The organism is Mucilaginibacter sp. P2_D11, assembly GCF_056404435.1.
In genome coordinates, this window is the sequence record NZ_JBFUEA010000005.1 from 339,360 (window position 1) to 358,129 (window position 18,770).

The following is an 18,770-nucleotide window of genomic DNA, read 5'->3' on the forward strand; positions in this document are numbered from 1 at the left end:
AATGACCTAATGACTCAATGACAATTATTCGCTCTTCAAACTCTTCACCGGGTTTACCAGCGCCGCTTTTATGGCCTGGAAACTAACAGTAAGTATAGTTATAAGGATAATGGATGCCGCCGCGATAACGAACACCAGCGGACCGATATCTATACGATAAACGAAGCCCAGCAGCCATTGGTGCATCATGTACCAGGCCAGCGGGAACGCTATTAGCACCGCTATGAGCACCAGTTTCAGGAAATCGGCCGTAAGCATCACCGTGATGCTGTCTACCGATGCGCCAACCACCTTGCGGATGCCTATTTCCTTGCGCCTTTTCTGTGCGGTAAAAGCTACCAGACCAAACAAGCCCAGGCAGGAAATAATGATGGCCAGTGCCGAAAAATAATTGGCTAATACTGATACCCTGGTTTCGGTTTCATATTGTTTTTGGTATGCCTCATCTAAAAAATTATAGGAGAACGGAAAGCCCGGGTTAAATCGTTCGTAAACGTTCTGTATCTGCGCCAGGGTTTCTTTTTGATGGTCGGCCTTTACGCGTACCATTATCTTAAAATACGGACTGACACCCTGCGCCAACAAGATAAATGAGGGCTTAACTGCTTCGTGCAACGATTCGAAATGGAAATCTTTTACCACGCCAACAACCTGCGCTTTTCCATTGAATATTTGGATGCTATCGCCTATGGGACTCTTTTTCAGGTGCATGGCCTTAACAGCGGTTTCGTTCAGCATCACCTTGCCCCCTTCAGACGGGCCGTAGCTTTTGTTGAATGCACGTCCATCCACCACCTGCATATTCATGGTTTCGATGAAGTTGTATCCACCAAAAAAACCTTCAAAGTAAACGTCCTGGTTAGGCATCTTGCCGTCCCAACTTACCATTGCTGTACCGTAGTTGCGGCCAACGATGTTATGCTGTGTAAAGCTCGCATTCGCCACGCCGGGTATCTTGCGCAGCTCGGCAGTAAAGGCTTCCTCGTTGCCGGCAAGCTTACCTTCCGAATCGAACCGCACCACGTTATCTTTGTTATACCCCAGCGCGGTAGATTGTATAAATTTCACCTGTTTATACACCACCAGCACCGATATAATCAACACTACCGAAAGCGTAAACTGGAACACCACGAGCCCTTTACGGGCAACCAATTCGGCAAAGGAAGTGTTAAGCTTCCCTTTCAATATTGCCAGTGGTTTAAATTTAGAAAGGTACAAAGCCGGATAACTGCCCGATACGATGCCTGTACCCAAAGCGATGCCAAGCAGTACGGCGATCATCTGAAAATCGAATACCAGTTTGATATCCTTGCCGGTAAGCTGATTGAATTGCGGCAACAGCAGCAAGGTAATTCCCAGCGCAAATACCATGGTGATGAGGGATAGTAGCAATGATTCGGACAGGAACTGGATAACCAATTGGCTACGCTCGGCCCCTATCACTTTCTTTATGCCCACCTCTTTCATGCGGCCTGCTGCCTTTGCGGTAGAAAGGTTCATAAAATTGATGCAGGCAATGAGCAATATAAACACCGCGATAAGCGAAAAAAGCTTCACGTACTCTTCCCTGCCGCCCACGCGCGAGCCATGGTTGAAGGTATTGGCAAGGTAGTTTTTGGAGAATTGCATGGCCACCAATTGCCGTGTAGTATCGCCGCTGTTTTTCTTCACCACATCACTTATGCGCTTGTTGAAGGCTTTCAGGTCGGCATCTTTTTTTAGTAACACGAAGTTATGCGGGCCGCCGTTGTTCCAGGTTTTAACCCATGGCTGCACATCGCCCAGGTAATCGAACGATAAAACGAAATCGAACTGCTGCGACGAATGCACCGGCACTTTCTCAAACACGCCCGACACGAAAAAGTCCCGCTCATGTTGAAAACGGATTACTTTGCCTACGGCCCCCTCGCGGGTGGTGAACAGCCGCCTGGCCAAGTCATCAGATATCACGATGGAGTTTTTGGCCTCCAGTACTTTGCTGCGGTCGCCATCCAGCATTTTAAAAGAAAAGATATTGAAATACTCCTTGCCTACGTACTGGCCAACGGCTTTGATGTTCTTCTCGCCGCTGGTAAGCGTAAACTTCTGGAACCAATCTGCCGGCGCAACGGGTGCGGCGTACTCAATTTCGGGGTTACCTATTTTGATGGTTTCGCTCACCAGGCCCGAAGATTCATCCGTAAGGCCCATGTTTTCGCCGGCACCACGCAATTCCATCACCTGGAAAACCTGGTTATCCTTATCAAAGATCTTATCGTAGCTCATCTCATCGTGCACCCACAGATAAATGAGCAAGGTACAAGCAATCCCTGCCGAGAGGCCCAGCACGTTCAACAATGTGAACTGCTTATCCTTGACTAAGTTGCGCCATGCAATTTTGATGTAGTTCCGTATCATTGACCGCTGATTTTAATGATTAAAGGATTTCGTTGATTTAAAAAAGTCCATTGACTATTCTGAACGTAAACTCTTCACCGGATTGGCCAGTGCAGCTTTCATGGTGTTGAGGCTCACTACCACAAGGGTAAGCAGCAATATAAGTGCCCCTACCGTTGCAAATACCCAGGCGCTTACGTCGACATGGTAGGTGTACTTCTTAAGCCAATTACTCATGAGGTACCAGGTTAAAGGCACGGCTATTACGAAGGCAACGGCTACCAGTTTCAAAAACTCGGTGGCTATCAGCATCAGCAACTGCTGTACCGATGCGCCCATTACTTTGCGCACGCCGATTTCCCTGAAGCGTTTCTCTATGGTGAACGATGCCAAACCGGCCAAACCAATACAGCAGATAAATATGGCCAGCCCCGCAAAAATGTTGGTAATTCGGCTAATCAGCTCTTCTGTAAGGAATTTCTTGCCGAATTCCTGATCTACGAACTGGTATTCGAATATATTCTGCGGGTTATATTTCTTGAAGATGGTTTCCATTGCCTTCACGCCCGCCTGCGGCTGCACGCCATTTTTAAGGCGCACGTTCACCACGCTGGAGCTTTTGCCGTCATAGTAAATCATTAGCGGCTCAACCGGGTCGTACGGTGATGCCATTACCACGTTATCAATAACACCGGCAACGGTGAATTTACGGCCATATTTCATCACCATCCCTATCGGATTCTTCAACTTCATGGCCTCCACAGCGGCTTTGTTCAATAACATTACCGAAGTATCCCCCGGCGTATTATTAAAATCGCGGCCCTGTAATACCTTAATGCCCATAGTTTTGGTGAAATCTACATCGGCTTGCAAGCCAGAGAAAATGATATCGCCATTGGCGGCCTTGCCATCATAATCAGGCGAGCCCGATTTCCACCATATCTCGGTGATGGGTGATGAGGTGCGCGTAGTAGCGGCTACTAGGCCGGTATTCTCCAAATCTTGCTTTAGGGCTGCGTAATTTTTATCAATATCGCCGGATGAGGGCACCATGATGAGGTTATTGGGGTTGTAGCCGATGCTTTTATCCTTAATGTGCTGTATCTGCTGGTAAACGATAATGGTAGCCGATATCAGCAGTATCGACATAACAAACTGCCCCACCACCAATATCCGCCTTGGCAATACTGCGCTTTTACCCGCCGCAAAAGTGCCTTTCAGCACCTTTACCGGGTTAAACGATGAAAGGTACAATGCAGGGTAACTGCCTGCAACTACGCCTGTAAATAGGATAATGATCAAAGCACCGACGAGGAAAAACGGATCCAGTATGCTGAGTTGCAAGGATTTGCTCACCAGCAGGTTGAACGAAGGCATCAGTATAAAAACGCAACCTACCGCCAGCACAAATGCTATGAGCGCAAGTATGATGGATTCGAAGAAGAACTGCGTAAGCAGCTGCCTTTTATCGGAGCCTAAAGTTTTGCGGATACCTACCTCTTTTGCCCGTTTCTCCGACCGTGCGGTAGACAGGTTCATGAAGTTTACGCAGGCAATCAGCAGGATTATGATGGCGATAACGGTAAACATGCGCACGTATTCAATCATGCCGCCCACGTTCTTGCCATCTTTAAACTCGCTGTACAGGTGCCATTTGTTCATGGGAAAAGTCCAGTAGGTGCTTATTTTGTCGCCTTGGGCATGATCATGCTTCACCTTATCGATGTATTTATCTACGGCGGCCATATCGGCATTGGGCATAGTTTGGATAAACACACTATGCGAAGAACTGTTCCACTCTTTCATCCTGCCTTTGATATAATCAGACGAATAATCGAATGGCGCGATAAAATCGAACTTGAACGTAGAGTTACCCGGAGGGTCGGCAAGAACGGCAACTACCTTAAAGTTATCCTGGTTATCAACCTTTACTACTTTGTTTATTGGATCGTCGTTACCGAAGAATGCCTTTGCGGCCGATTCGGTAATAGCGATGGACTTAGGATCGCTTAAAACCGTAGCGGCGTTGCCTTTGATGAATTTCCAGCTGAAGATGTTGAAGAATTGGTCGCTTACCTGGTACCAGTCTTTCTTCAGCTTGGTGTTGTTGTACTCAAACTGGTGACTTTCCTGGTGCGTAGTAACCACGGTACGTAGTACCTGCGGGTTGCCGCCTTCCAGTGTTTTGGCTAGTGGCAGTACCATGTTAGGGTCGGTAAAAATGGTCGGCTTAAAGTCGCGCGTGGCCATTACCTGGTAAATATTATCGTGGTTTTGATGGAACTTGTCGTAAGCGACCTCATCCTTCACCCATAAAAAGATGAAGATAGTGCAAATCATCCCGATGGTAAGCCCCAGGATGTTTGTAAGCGAGAACCCCTTGTTCCGGATAAGGTTCCGCCAGGCGATTTTGAAATAGTTCTTTATCAAGACTTTTTGTGATTACACCGATTGAAATGATTTCACCGATTAGGGCGATTTCATTGATTTTAAAGATTTTAACAGATTGTCTACAAGGTTTTAATTTGCATATCCGCACATCTGTAATCTGCACATCTATCACTCCCCATTTTTCAAACTCTTTACCGGGTTGGCTATCGCAGCTTTTACCGATTGTATGCTGATGGTTGCCAGCGCTATCAAGGTAGCGCCACCGCCGGCGAGCACGAACACTACCCAGGTGATGTTTACCTTGTAGGCAAAATCCTGCAGCCAGGCGTTCATGGCGTACCAGCCAACGGGTATAGCTATTACGATGGCTATTACTATAAGCACCATAAACTCGGTAGCCAGCAAGCCGATGATACGGCCAACGCTTGCGCCCAATACCTTGCGGATACCTATTTCTCTTGTTTTTACCTGCGCCGAATAAGTGGCCAAACCGAACAGCCCGAGGCAGGAAATAACGATGGCGATAGCCGAGAACATGTTGAATAAGGAACCGGTACGCTGGTCGTCAGTATAAAGTTTCTTAAAGCTTTCATCAAGGAAGGCATAGTTAAACGGCAAATCGTTGTTATACTGTTTCCATATCGCCTGGGCCGATGTTATGGCACTTTGTGCGCCCGCACCTGTGGTTTTGATATACACTTTCCAGCAATCATTGGGTTTATACTGGAACACGGCCGGCTCAATTTTATGATGAATGGTAGTGAAGTGAAAATCTTTCACCACGCCAATGATGGTACCGTTTACCGTTTGCACGCGCAGGCGTTTGCCTATGGGGTTAGTGAGGCCCATTTCTTTCATAGCGGTTTCGTTGATGATGAAATGCGATGAATCTGCCACAGCACCGGTAAAACCCGCGCCTTCTTTGATATTCATCTTAAAGAAACCAATCAGGTCTTTATCGGCGTACACCTGGTTAAACCACATATTGGAGTTGGCCGGTTTGCCGTCCCAATCGTTATCGCCGGTAGAACTGCCGCCTGTTATGATGTCGCGGCCGGCACGGGTAACACCCAATACGGCGGGGTTCTTTTGCAGTTCGTTCTTTATTACATCATACTGGCTTATCATTTTGTTGCGCATGCTGAAAGACAGCACGTTCTCTTTATCGTAGCCCAGGTTTTTCTCCCTGATGTATTTTAGTTGACCGCCGATGATAAGCGTGCCGATAATGAGCACGATAGATACCGAAAATTGCAGCACCACCAACACACGGCGGAAAGCCGCGTTGCCTATGCCTAGGGTAACACGGCCCTTAAGCGCCTTCAACGGTTCGAACGATGAAAGTAGTAGTGCCGGGTAAATGCTCGATGCAGTAAGCGTACCCAGCAGGGTAAGCCCAATGCAGGCCCATATATTATAATTGGATAAGCCAAGCGACAGCTCCTTGCCCGAAAACTGGTTATAATAAGGCAACAGCACAAACATCAGCGCGAAAGCAAATACCGCAGCAATAGCAAACAGCAACGTAGTTTCTGCCATAAACTGTATAAACAGCTGCAACTTGCCCGCTCCTATTACCTTGCGCATGCTTACCTCTTTGGCACGCAGCATGCTGCGTGCGGTAGACAGGTTTACATAGTTGATGCAGGCAATAACCAAAATCATCAACGCCACTATACCAAATGTGCGCACGGTAGAAAAGCCGCCATCGGTACCATCTGCCTGGTACAAGTGCATTTTCAGCAATGGCTGAGACAGGTATGGTACAGGGGCATCCTCGGGCTTGTTGCGCTCGTGTATGGCCTGTAATTTTTTCTCTAAAGCGGCAACATCAACCTTACTACCCGGTTTTAAAAGCAGGTAAGTTTGGAACCCAAACATGCTCCAGTCTGCGTCCATGGAGGAAATGAAATGTTTGTTATCGTAAGTCTTTTTGTTTTTGATGTAAGCCAAATCGTTAAAGCGCGATAATGGCATCAGTATGCGGTATTTGAAGCTGGAGTTTTCGGGATAATTGGGGATAACGCCGGTTACCTTCAATTGCTCGTCCTGTCCAAGGGTAACAACCTTGCCAATAGGGTCCTCAGTGCCGAAGTATTTGTTGGCCATATCCTCCGTAATTACCACCGAGTTGTTATCCGGAAAAGGGTTGTGTTTATCTCCTTTTATGAGGTTAAAATCGAAAACGGAGAAATACGATGGGTCGGCAAAGGCAAAATTGTCTTCATAAAAAACCTTATCCTTATAACGGAACGGTGCACTACCCAAAGTCATGATGCGCACTGCATCCTGTACCTGTGGCACTTCATTTTTGGCGAATGTTGCCACGGGTGCAATGATATTATTGAAAATCTGCTTACTGATGCCCGTACCGCCCACGATGCCTATCTTGTAGATATTATCGGCTTTGGAGTTGAATTTATCGTAGCTAAGCTCATCCTGCACCCAAAGCAGCATAAACATACCCACCACCAGGCCAACCGTAAGGCCGGCAACATTAATAGAGGCGTAAAACTTGTTCCCAAGGATGTTGCGCCAGGCTGTTTTTAAATAATTTCTTATCATGATTTTTTATGATTGCACCGATTAACGCTGATTTCCCCGATTTCACAGATTAGTTCCGATTAATCGTTTTTTTCCTTTTTAGAATTTAGATTTTATTCTTCTACCCTTTTATTCATTCTTCAAACTATCCACCGGGTTTGCTAGTGCTGCTTTTAGCGACTGGAAGCTTACCGTGGCTATTGCAATTACGATGGCCGAAAGACCCGCTACCGCTACTACCCACCATTGCACGTCTATCCGGTAGGCAAAATCCTGCAGCCACAGGTGCATGCAATACCAGGCCAGTGGAGAGGCCACCACAATAGATATCGCCACCAGTTTCACAAAATCTTTGGAAAGCATGGCCACTATGGCACTTACATCTGCGCCCAGTACCTTGCGGATGCCTATCTCTTTAGTGCGTTGCTCGGCTGCGTAAGCCGCAAGGCCAAACAGGCCTAAACAGGCTATGATAATAGCCAACGTAGTAAATATGATGAAGATGGTGCCCACCTGTTGCTCGGAGCGGTACGACGCATCGAAATCCTGATCCATAAAGGAGAAGTTCATTTGCACGGGTGAGAATGCAGCCCATTTGGCTTTAATTTGCGACATCAGGGCTGGCAAATCTTTAGTGTTTACCCGCACGCTTACCGCGCCGTTATTTTCGGCCAGGCGGATGATTAGGGGTTCGATTTTCTCGTGCAGCGAGCTGTAATGAAAATCTTTCATCACGCCTATTACTTCGTATTTTACCGTATTGGAAAGCTCTGTTTTGCCACCCAGCGAGCGATACAGGGTTTGGCCCGAAGCATTCTTATAGCCAAGGAATTTGGCGGCGGCTTCATTGATGATTACTGCCGAAGAATCACTCGGCCTGTCCTTAGCGAAATTGCGACCCGAGGCCATCTTGATTTCAAGTGTGGGTATCCAGTCGGCATCTACTTCCCAGCTTTGCGGGAATACCGAGTTTTTCTGGTTGAGCGTGGCATCCTTAAAATAAATGGATGTGCTTCTATTGTTGCCAGATACCGGTAAGAAACCCGTCATGGTGGCGCTGGTGACGCCCGGCAACTGCTTCAGCTCTTCTTTAAAGATTTTGGTTGATTGGTTAAGCTCATAAGCGTTTTGGATAACCAGCACCTGGTTGCGGTCGAAACCAAGGTTTATGGTTTGGATAAAGTTGAGCTGATTTTTGATAACCAGCGTGCCGATAATAAGGAATACTGATATCCCGAACTGGAAAACCACCAAAAAGCTGCGTAGTCCTCCGCCTTTAAAACCTGTAGATAGCTTGCCTTTCAGCACATCAATGGGTTGGAAAGCCGACAGGAAAAACGCCGGGTAAGAGCCGGCTAGCGAGCCAACAAGCAATACTATTAACACGGATACAGGTATTAACCAAAGCAGCGTCGCCGTAGTAATGGCTATGTCTTTCCCGGCCAGCTGGTTAAACAAAGGCAGCACGGCTATTGCCGCAACCAAGGCAATAACCGTGGCAAAGAAAGTAATCATAATAGATTCTGACAGGAACTGCGCGATAAGGTATTTGCGCGGCGAACCTAAAACCTTGCGTACCCCGACCTCGCGGGCGCGGTTTGATGAGCGCGCTGTCGAAAGGTTCATGAAATTGATGCAGGCTATCAGCAAAATAAATATGGCAATGGCCGAAAATATGTACACGTATTGCATGGTGCCGTTTGCGCCCAATTCGCCAATGCGTTTTGATTTCAGGTGGATATCGGTAAGCGGGGTAAGATTAAGACGGAAGTAGCTGCCGCTCTTTTCAAAATCGGCGTAGCTCATGCCTATTTCGCTTTTCATTTGGTCGCCGCTCATTTTCAATAAAAAGGCGTCTAAACTACCTGCAAGTTTTTTGGCATCGGCGGCATCCTTAAGCAATACATAAGTGCTATAGTCGTTGCGTAGCCAGGCGTTTGAACGGCTATCGGCCCAGGTGGCCATCGATAAAAAGAAATCGAAGTTGAAGTGCGAGTTTTGGGGCACATCTTTTATCACCCCGGTAATCTTAAAATTTTGGTTGTCGTTAATAACCATCGTTTTGCCCACCACATCCGTTTTATCGAAATACCTTTTCGCAGTACTTTCGGTTAACACTACCGAATTGGGTTCGGCAAGGGCAGTTTTGGCATCACCGTTTATCAGAGGCAACGTAAACACGTTGAACAACGACGCATCAGCAAAGGCGACCTTGTTTTCTATCATGTTCGCCTCCCCTTTTTTAACGTGCATGGTGTAGGCGTTTTTCAGGCGCACCGCATCTTCCACATAAGGAAATTCGGCAACGATGGTTTTTGCCAGCGGAGGCATCACAACGGCGTAATCCTTGCGGTTTTCGCCTAGTTTCAAATCGGCATTTACGCGGAAAATGCGCTCGCTTTTGGTGTTGTACCGGTCGTAGCTCAGTTCGTCGGTAACGTAAAATACAATAAGCAGGCAGGCGCCCAGGCCAAGGGCCAGCCCCAATATATTTATAGCCGTAAAGCCCTTGTTTTTCAAGAGGCTACGGAAGGCTGTTTTTATATAATTTCTGAACATGATCATTAATCATTAAGTCATTTGCTTCGCGTCATTGAGTCATTGTAAAAGCCTCCGAGCCTATTTTAATGACTCAATGACCTAATATGACTCAATGACAAATTACTCGCTTCTCAAACTCTTCACGGGGTTTGCCAGCGCGGCTTTTACCGCCTGGAAACTCACCGTTATAATTGAAATGACAATAGTTACGGCAGCGGCGGTTACAAATACCCAGATGCTGATAGGCACCCGATAGGTATAGCCTTGCAACCAGGTGTGCATACCCCACCAAGCTAATGGCGTTGCTACTAAAAACGCAATGCCTACCAGTTTTAAAAAGTCTTTTGATAGCATAGAACTAACACCAAACACCGATGCGCCAAGCACTTTACGCACGCCGATTTCTTTAATGCGGTTTTGTGCCATATAAGTGGCCAGGCCAAACAAGCCCAGGCAGGATATAAATATGGTTAACCCTGCAAAAAGCGAGGCCAGGGTGCCGGTACGCTGCTCGTCTTTAAACTTCTTAGCATACTCATCATCCACAAAGTGGTAGTCGAAAGGGTACTCGGAGTTAAATTTCTTAAATATGCCTTCGGCCAATGCCAGATTTTGGGTGGTGGTGTTTTTTTCATTGAGCTTATAATGGATAACATTGAACCACGATTTTGGGCCCTGTATAATCATTGGCCGCACCGGCTCATAAGGCGATTGAAGGATAAAATCTTTCACCACGCCCACTACGGTTAGCTTGTTATCGCCATTCTTTACAATCTGGCCAATGGGATGTTTAAAGCCCATTATTTTTACCGATGCCTCGTTCAGCATAACGGCAAGCGAATCTGAGGGATATTTTTCCGCATCGATATCGCGGCCTTCTATAATTTTCAGGCCCATGGTTTTGGTGAAAGAGCCATCGGTGTTATACATATTAAAGTCTATTTTTGCGCCTTCCTGTTTACCATCCCAGGTGTAATCCCAGGTATCGCTCCAGCCTTCCGTCATGGGCGCGCTGGTTTTGCTTACCGCAACAGCTGCGCCGCTGGTTAATAATTCATTGCGGATAAGCCTGTAATTTTTATCGACGTTACCCGACATAAAGGTGTACACCAGGTTGTTCTTTTTGTAACCTGTATCTCGGTTTTGGGCGTACTCCAGTTGTTCGCGTACGATTATGGTAGAAATGATGAGCACAATAGCAAAGGTAAATTGCACCACTACCAATATTTTGCGGGGTGATAAAGCTGCATTGGCTGCCTTGAAAGTCCCTTTTAATACTTTTACAGGAATAAAGGACGACAAGTATAGCGCCGGATAGCTACCAGACAACACCCCTGTGAAAAGAATAAAAGACAGGGATATCAGCCAGAATACCGGGCTGCCATAAGGAATAATTAAGTGCTTATCGGTAAGATTATTGAAGCCCGAAAGGGATAGCTGAACAATGATAAGCGCCAATATACCGGAGAAGAACGCGATCATGATACTTTCGCCAAGGAACTGTCCGATTAGACTACCTTTTGATGCACCAACAACTTTGCGGATGCCTACCTCTTTAGCGCGTTTCTCGCTTCGGGCGGTGCTCAGGTTCATAAAGTTAATGCATGCAATCAGCAAAATAAATGCAGCAATGATGCTGAATAATCTAATGGTTTCGATACGGCCACCTACAATTTTGCCGTTTTCGAATTTTGAGTATAAATGCCATTTGGTGGCGGGATGCATAAACACATCGATATCTTTTATTTCAGAATTCTTGCGCGTGATGTTTTTTACCTGGGCGTTTATGGCGGCTTCGGTTACGCCGGGCTTTAGCATGGCCCAGGTTTGTACCGAATTGTTGCCCCAGTTCTTTTCAACACGTCCGTCCGTTTTTTCCAGGTACGTCCATGGCATCAGGTATTCAAAATCAAACTGGGTATTATTGGGAAGGTCTTTCATAATACCGGTTACGGTAAAATAATCAACACTATCTATCTTAATGGTTTTGCCCATTGCATCCTCGTCGCCAAACAGCTTTTTAGCCGTTTTCTCGGTGAGGACAATATTTTTCATTTCGTTCAGCGCTGTTTTAGGGTTACCCTTTATAAGCGGGAAGCTGAACATCGTCAGGAAATCGGGGTCGGTATGGTTGCCAGCAAGCGTAAGGTGCTTCTCACCTACGATAAACAAAAAGTTGGCCCGTGTAGTGCGTGCCACTTGCTCTATCTGCGGGTAATCCTGTTTAAGCGCGCTGCGCATTATTTTTGGCGTAGTGCCCCAGCACCACATTTTACCGTCAAAAACCGAGCGGTTGTACATCTGGTAAAGGCGGTCTTTATCCTGGTGGAACTGGTCGTAGCTTACCTCGTTTTGCACCCAAAACAAAATAAGGGCGGCACTAGCCATCCCAATTGCCAAACCGGCAATATTAATTGCAGTAAACCCCTTGTTTTTTAACAAGTTACGCCAGGTAATCTTTAGGTAATTCTTAAACATATTTTTAGGATTGCACCGATGGAGATTGATTTCACCGATTTTATTTTACCGATTTAACCGATTGAGAGTGATTTCACCGATTAAAACTCTTAACTACTCACCATTCACAACTCACCACTCACAAAAAAATTGACAAAACTCAAGCCCTCCCACCGCCAAATTGTATTGGCGGTGGGCATAGCCGGAGGCACACTTAACTATATATTAATCAAATAGGTTTAACCCAGCCTCACCTAAATCCTCTCCAAAGGAGAGGACTTCTGAATCATCAATCCTTCTCCTTTGGAGAAGGTGCCCGAAGGGCGGATGAGGCTATTAAAAGTTATTATACCATGATGTTTTCCATCACGGTTTGGCCGTCTAACAGGCGAATGATGCGGTGGCTGTAACGGGCATCGTGCTCCGAGTGCGTAACCATGATGATGGTTGTACCCTGCTCGTTCAGGTCTGTAAGCAACTCCATTACATCATTACCGTTGCTGCTATCCAGGTTACCGGTAGGCTCATCCGCAAGTATCAGTTTTGGTTTGTTTACAACCGCACGGGCAATAGCCACACGCTGTTGCTGGCCACCCGATAATTGCTGCGGGTAGTGGTTGCGGCGGTGCATAATCTGCATTTTATCCAGCACTTCCTCTACGCGTTTTACGCGGTCGGCGCTGCTTACGCCGGTATAGATCAACGGCAATTCTACGTTTTCGAACACGGTAAGCTCATCGATCAGGTTGAAGCTCTGGAAAACAAAACCGATGTTGTGCTTGCGCAGGTCGGCACGTTTGCGTTCATTGAAATGGGCAATTTCCACGCCGTTGAATACGTAGCTGCCAGCATCCGGATCATCAAGCATGCCCAGGATGTTCAACAATGTCGATTTGCCGCAACCCGATGGGCCCATGATGGCCACGAACTCGCCGGTGTTCACTTCCATCGATAACTTGTTTAATGCGATGGTTTCTACCTCTTCCGTGCGGTAAAATTTCTCAAGATTTGTAATTTTTATCATTTGGCCTCCCTTAAACCCTCCCGCCGGCTAAAGCGGAAGGGCTATTTTGATTTTTAATTGTGATTTATATTTTTTGTTGTTGTCTTATTCATCTGCTGTCCGTCCGTCCGCAGCCCTCTTCCCACTTGTGACACCGCTAAACTGAAGGCGACACTCGGTGAGAAGCCCTTAAGGCTTCTTCAGCACCAGTTCCTGTATTCCGTCGTAGTTCTCGTAGCTTGAGGTTATCACCTTGTCGCCCGGTTTTAGGCCCTGCAGCACTTCGTAATAATCGGGATTTTGCCTGTCTATACGTATATCAACCTTGTACGCGGACTTGCCATCTTCGGCAACTTTAAATATCCAGTTGCCACCGGTTTGCTGATAAAAGCCACCTTTAGGCACCAGTATAGCGGTAGTTTCGTCGCTAAGAGCAAGGCGTATCTGTAAAGTTTGGCCCTTGCGTATGCCTTTTGGCACCTCGCCTACAAATTGCATATCTACCTGGAAACGGCCACTAACAATCTGCGTAAACACTTTCTTTATCACCAGCTTATACGTTTTACCAGCAAAGGAGAAATCGCCCATCAGGCCGTTGTAAATACGGCTCAGGTAATGTTCTTCTACATCAACCCTTACCTTAAAGCCGTTCTGGGCATCTATCTGCCCAAGGTGCTCACCCTTGTTCTTGTTCTGGCCAACTTCGGCATCCATAGAAGTAAGCTGCCCGTCTATAGGTGCACGTACGGTAAGGTCGGCCACTTTCTTGCGCATCAGCTCCAGCGTGTTTTTCATGTGAGCGTATTGCTCTCGGGCCTGTATCTCTTCCTGGCGGGTTAGGGTGGTATCCTGCTTCAATATTTGGATAGTCAGTTTTTTGCGCCTTATCTGGTAGTTGTAGGCATTTTCAGCCGCCTTGAATTCCTGCAGACCAATGGCTTTCTGGTCGTAAAGTTTTTTATCGAGTAAGTAAATGCGCTCGGCTTCCTTATATGCATTATCAACATCGGCCATCTGGTTAAGCTTGGTAATGGTGTTTTGCTGTGCGCTGTTATGCGATATCTGCATCTGTGTTTGTGCTGCGTACACCTGTGTTTCCTGGTTAGCCAGGTTCAGTTCCAGGTCGGTATTAGCTAGTTTCAGTATCGGGTCGCCTTTTTTCAGGTTCGCACCGTCTTCAACATATTTCTCTTCTACGCGGCCGCCTTCTACTGCATCCAGGTAAATGGTGGTGTAAGGCATTACCACGCCATTAACCGGTATAAAATCCTGGAACGGGCCCTTCTTAACTTCGCTGACGGTGATACGTTCGGTATCCACGTTCAGTTTCCTTTTTCCGGATGCTGCGCCTACGATGAGGTAAGCGCCAAATAGTACGGCTGCGGTGATACCTGCTATAGTTGCAATTCTTTTGGTACCCCAGGTCTTTTTTTGTATTACTCTGTCCACTGTATAATTCTTAATATTTTGTTGATAGATACAAAAACATGTGCCACAAATTAATTTGCTGTATTTCAGCCAATTAACGCCATTTAGCTAAATTGCACCGTACGCTATTGTTACAGCATGTGTTCGGTATTGATACAATGCTTTTTTAAAGGTAATAGTTGCCGGTTTATAGTTCATAGTTGATTATCAATACTATAGCTATTATACTATAAATGGTATGATATTTAACATGCAAATACTAAATTGCATGGTGCATTTTATGCGTACACTTACGTACGAATAAACTAATGAACCATTCAACTACCGAACTGACATGATATTAAAAAAAGCGACCGTTTTAATTGTTGACGACGACCCAGACGTACTAACGGCTGTTAAGTTATTGCTTAAGACCGAAACCCAGGAAATAATTACCGAAAAAAATCCCGAGAACCTTAACTGGCTGCTGCAACGCAACCAGGTTGATTTGGTACTGCTGGATATGAACTTCAACAGTGCTATAAATACCGGCAACGAGGGCATCTACTGGCTGCGCAAGATAAAAGAATGGAAGCCTAACGTATGCGTTATCATGATAACTGCTTATGGCGACATCGATTTGGCGGTGCGTTCGCTTAAAGAGGGCGCCAACGATTTTGTGGTGAAGCCATGGCACAACGAGAAACTGATAGAGACGATAAAGGACCTGCTGGATAAAAGAGAAGGCACCAGCAAAGCCGGCAAGCCATCGGGCAAGAGCAACGCTGGCACTTCAATCCTAGGCGAATCGGAAGTGATGGAGGATATCTTCCACAAGGTGAACAAAATAGCCCCTACCGATGCCAATATTTTGATACTGGGGGAGAACGGAACCGGCAAGGATTTGATGGCGAAAGCCATACACGAGCGTTCGCTGCGTGCCGATAAACCCTTCATCAAAGTAGATGTAGGTGCATTAACAGATAGCCTTTTCGAGAGCGAACTCTTCGGCCATAAAAAAGGGGCCTATACCGATGCACGGGAAGACCGCATGGGCCGTTTTGAGGAAGCTGAGGGCGGCACCCTTTTCCTGGACGAAATTGGCAACATCAGCCTGCAGCAACAAGCTAAACTGCTCACTATACTGCAAAACAGGCAGGTAACGCGCCTGGGCACCAATAAGGCTATAGATATCAATATCCGCCTGATATGCGCCACCAACGTGCCTCTCTCCGAACTGGCCAACGAGAACAAGTTCCGCAAGGATTTGATTTACCGGATAAACACCGTTGAGATAAACATGCCGCCCCTGCGCCGCCGTGCCGAGGATATTGTGATACTGGCGCGCCATTTTGCCAAACTGTACGCCACCAAATACCTAAAACCGAGCGTAGATTTCGACAACACCGCTTTGAACAAGCTGAGGTCGTACAACTTCCCGGGCAACGTGCGCGAACTGCAATACACCATAGAGCGGGCGGTAATTATGGCCGACGAGCATATCTTACGTGCAGATGACCTCATCTTCTCGATACTGGAAACGCCCGGCGAAACCCTTACGGAGGACGACAGCAACATCCCGCTGAGCGCCATGGAGAAGAACGCCATCCTCCGCGTGATAGAAAAGCATAACGGCAACATTACCCGCGCCGCAAAAGAACTGGGTTTAACACGCACCGCACTTTACCGCCGACTGAGCAAGTATGACATTTAACCGTTACGAATGGCGGCTTACGCTGCGGGTAATTTTCCTTTTCATATCCATTACGGCTACCTCTATGGTAGTTGTAGCGGGCAGGGCCAATTATATTTATGGCGTGCTTACCATCCCGATGGTGGTTTTCTCGGTGCTCGATCTGATACGTTTCCAGCGCAAGGCGCAGGATGAGGTGAACCAATTCGTAGAATCTATCCACTACCGCGATTTTAGCCGCCATTTTGATGTGCGCCGGGCACCTAACGAACTAAAACCGCTGCGCAAGGGCTTCAACGAAATCAATACCACCTTTAAGCTCATCAGCCGCGAGCGCGAAACCCAATACCATTACCTGCAAAAGATTTTGGAACTGGTAGATACCGGCCTGATGAGCTACGAGCAGGAAACGGGCGAAACCGGCTGGATAAACGAGGCATTCAAAAACCTCATCGGCGTGCCGTACTTAAAAACCATCCACTCCCTGGAGAAACGCGAACCCGAACTGTACAACAACATCATCGGCCTTAAGCCCGGCGATGCCCAGGTTTTCAGCGTTACGCGCAACCAGCAGCAGGTAAAAATGCTGGTTTCGGCCAGTATTATGCGTAGCGACGATAAAATGTATAAGCTGGTGGCCTTCCAAAACGTAAGCGAGGCTTTGGACGAAACGGAGTCGAAGGCATGGAGTAAACTATTGAACGTAATGACGCATGAGATCATGAACTCGGTTGCGCCTATTTCGTCCCTTGCCGACACCCTCAAGAACCGCCTGAAAAGCCCCGAGATAACCGGCGGCATAGATGCATCGGATTTGGAAGACATTGAGCTTGGCATAGATACCATCAAACGCCGCAGCGAGGGCCTGCTTAAATTTACAGAAAGCTACCGCAGTCTCAACAAAATTACCCGGCTGGATTTGACCAAAATACTGGTGCGCAACATGTTCGAGAACCTCAACAGCCTGATGCGCCCTACTTTAGAGAAAAAACACATCGAGCTGGATATCATCCTGCGCGACCCTGCCCTGGCTATAGAGGCCGATATCAACCTGCTTGACCAGGTGATGATAAACCTGCTGGTAAACGCCATAGAAGCCGTAAAAGACCGCCCCGAACCACGCATTACCCTTGCCGCCGAAGTACAAGGCAGCAACAAAATCATCGTAAAAGTGATGGATAACGGCGCAGGCATGCCGCCCGAACTGCTGGATAAGATTTTCATCCCCTTCTTTAGTACCCGCAAAACCGGCAGCGGCATTGGCCTCAGCCTTTGCAAGCAGATAATGTTGCTGCACAAAGGGAATATACAGGTACAATCAACCGAGGGAAAAGGTTCGTCGTTTTTATTGACGCTGAGCCCGCCGGCAACGGCCCCTTCCGCCTGATGCCACTTACCCCAATGTCATTGCGAGGAGCAGCACGGGGTAACGCACTGGGGCGACGTGGCAACCTCATAGGACAAGCACCGTTGCTGAGCTAATTCGCTAAATGTCCTATGAGGTTGCCGCGCTATCGCTCGCAATGACAAGTTTTATAAATCAATGACCAAGAAATCCATCTTCGCCATATCCGGCAGCCTGCGGGCGGGCTCATCCAACCACGCGATATTAAACCACATCAGGAAGCTGCTGCCTGCTGATGTAAACTACTTCGTCTATGACAACCTTGCCGCCATTCCTCCTTTCGACCCGGGATTAGATAACGAACACCCGCCTGAAGCAGTAACCGAATTAAGGGGCTACCTCGCCGGTGCCGATGCCATCATCATCTGCACGCCCGAGTATGCTTTTGGCGTACCCGGTCAGCTTAAAAACGCGCTGGACTGGATGGTGAGCAGCAGTAGCTTTGTTGATAAACCTGTGGCGCTTATTACCGCATCCCTTGGCGGGGAAACGGCGCATGCGGCTATGCAGCTGATATTAGGGGCATTGTCTGCCAACGTTATGCCCGAAGCTACTTTGCTGATACCATTTATCAGGTCGAAAATTAATGGGGATGGTGTGATAACGGATAAGGAAACGGAGGATGAGGTTAAGAGGGTTGTGGAAGGTTTGGTTAAGGCGGTTGGTTAAGGATTTGAGTTTGCAGTTACTGAACGTTTTGTGCTTTGTTAGGTTTGTGCAGTAAGTTATGCCAGGCCTGTGGATGTCACTTTTCTTTTTCCGCAAAAGAAAAGTAACCAAAAAAAAACTCTCGGCTGCGCCCTGTTCTTTTAGCGTCAGTGCTTTTTCAGTGCCTGTGGTTGCCGAACAGGTCAAGGCCGATAAGGAGCGGGCTTGTTGGGCTGGTGCATCCGGATTTACTATGTTCGTAAAAATTCTGGTTCCGAAAAGCGCACAGACCCAACCAACCTAAA

At 47.1% G+C, this 18,770-nt stretch carries 11 protein-coding genes; 4 read left to right on the forward strand and 7 right to left on the reverse strand.

The window, feature by feature from the left end; translation table 11 throughout:
- Positions 1 to 24: 24 nt before the first annotated feature.
- The 7 genes from AC1DXC_RS10055 to AC1DXC_RS10085 form a co-directional block, all read right to left on the reverse strand.
- Positions 25 to 2,397, reverse strand: coding sequence for an ABC transporter permease (locus AC1DXC_RS10055; protein ID WP_477459016.1), 2,373 nt, complete (start codon positions 2,395 to 2,397; stop codon positions 25 to 27).
- A gap of 54 nt (positions 2,398 to 2,451) precedes the next feature.
- The gene (locus tag AC1DXC_RS10060) at positions 2,452 to 4,806 is read right to left on the reverse strand and encodes an ABC transporter permease (RefSeq protein ID WP_477459017.1); all 2,355 of its coding nucleotides are present in this window, start codon (positions 4,804 to 4,806) and stop codon (positions 2,452 to 2,454) included.
- A 129-nt stretch (positions 4,807 to 4,935) separates the two neighbouring features.
- Positions 4,936 to 7,332 carry an ABC transporter permease gene (locus tag AC1DXC_RS10065; protein ID WP_477459018.1) on the reverse strand — a complete coding sequence of 799 codons (2,397 nt, stop codon included), beginning with the start codon at positions 7,330 to 7,332 and terminating at the stop codon, positions 4,936 to 4,938.
- 108 nt (positions 7,333 to 7,440) lie between these two features.
- On the reverse strand, positions 7,441 to 9,870 hold the full coding sequence (locus AC1DXC_RS10070) for an ABC transporter permease (RefSeq protein ID WP_477459019.1): 2,430 nt from the start codon (positions 9,868 to 9,870) through the stop codon (positions 7,441 to 7,443).
- Positions 9,871 to 9,972: 102 nt separating this feature from the next.
- Entirely contained in the window at positions 9,973 to 12,330 is a 2,358-nt protein-coding gene (locus AC1DXC_RS10075) for an ABC transporter permease (RefSeq protein WP_477459020.1), read from the reverse strand.
- Between the two features lie 325 nt (positions 12,331 to 12,655).
- The gene (locus AC1DXC_RS10080; RefSeq protein WP_133227202.1) at positions 12,656 to 13,333 is read right to left on the reverse strand and encodes an ABC transporter ATP-binding protein; all 678 of its coding nucleotides are present in this window, start codon (positions 13,331 to 13,333) and stop codon (positions 12,656 to 12,658) included.
- 168 nt (positions 13,334 to 13,501) lie between these two features.
- On the reverse strand, positions 13,502 to 14,761 hold the full coding sequence (locus AC1DXC_RS10085; protein ID WP_477459021.1) for an efflux RND transporter periplasmic adaptor subunit: 1,260 nt from the start codon (positions 14,759 to 14,761) through the stop codon (positions 13,502 to 13,504).
- Between the two features lie 313 nt (positions 14,762 to 15,074).
- Between AC1DXC_RS10085 and AC1DXC_RS10090 the strand changes: the two genes are divergently transcribed.
- The 4 genes from AC1DXC_RS10090 (at position 15,075) to AC1DXC_RS10105 (ending at position 18,769) form a co-directional block, all read left to right on the forward strand.
- On the forward strand, positions 15,075 to 16,433 hold the full coding sequence (locus AC1DXC_RS10090) for a sigma-54-dependent transcriptional regulator (protein WP_477459022.1): 1,359 nt from the start codon (positions 15,075 to 15,077) through the stop codon (positions 16,431 to 16,433).
- Entirely contained in the window at positions 16,423 to 17,799 is a 1,377-nt protein-coding gene (locus AC1DXC_RS10095; protein WP_477459023.1) for a sensor histidine kinase, read from the forward strand. The genes AC1DXC_RS10090 and AC1DXC_RS10095 overlap by 11 nt, the downstream gene beginning before the upstream one ends.
- Before the next feature lie 156 nt (positions 17,800 to 17,955).
- Positions 17,956 to 18,486, forward strand: a complete 531-nt coding sequence (locus AC1DXC_RS10100) for an NADPH-dependent FMN reductase (RefSeq protein ID WP_477459024.1) — start codon at positions 17,956 to 17,958, stop codon at positions 18,484 to 18,486.
- 73 nt (positions 18,487 to 18,559) lie between these two features.
- The gene (locus AC1DXC_RS10105; RefSeq protein ID WP_477459025.1) at positions 18,560 to 18,769 is read left to right on the forward strand and encodes a hypothetical protein; all 210 of its coding nucleotides are present in this window, start codon (positions 18,560 to 18,562) and stop codon (positions 18,767 to 18,769) included.
- The last annotated feature ends 1 nt before the right edge of the window (position 18,770 follow it).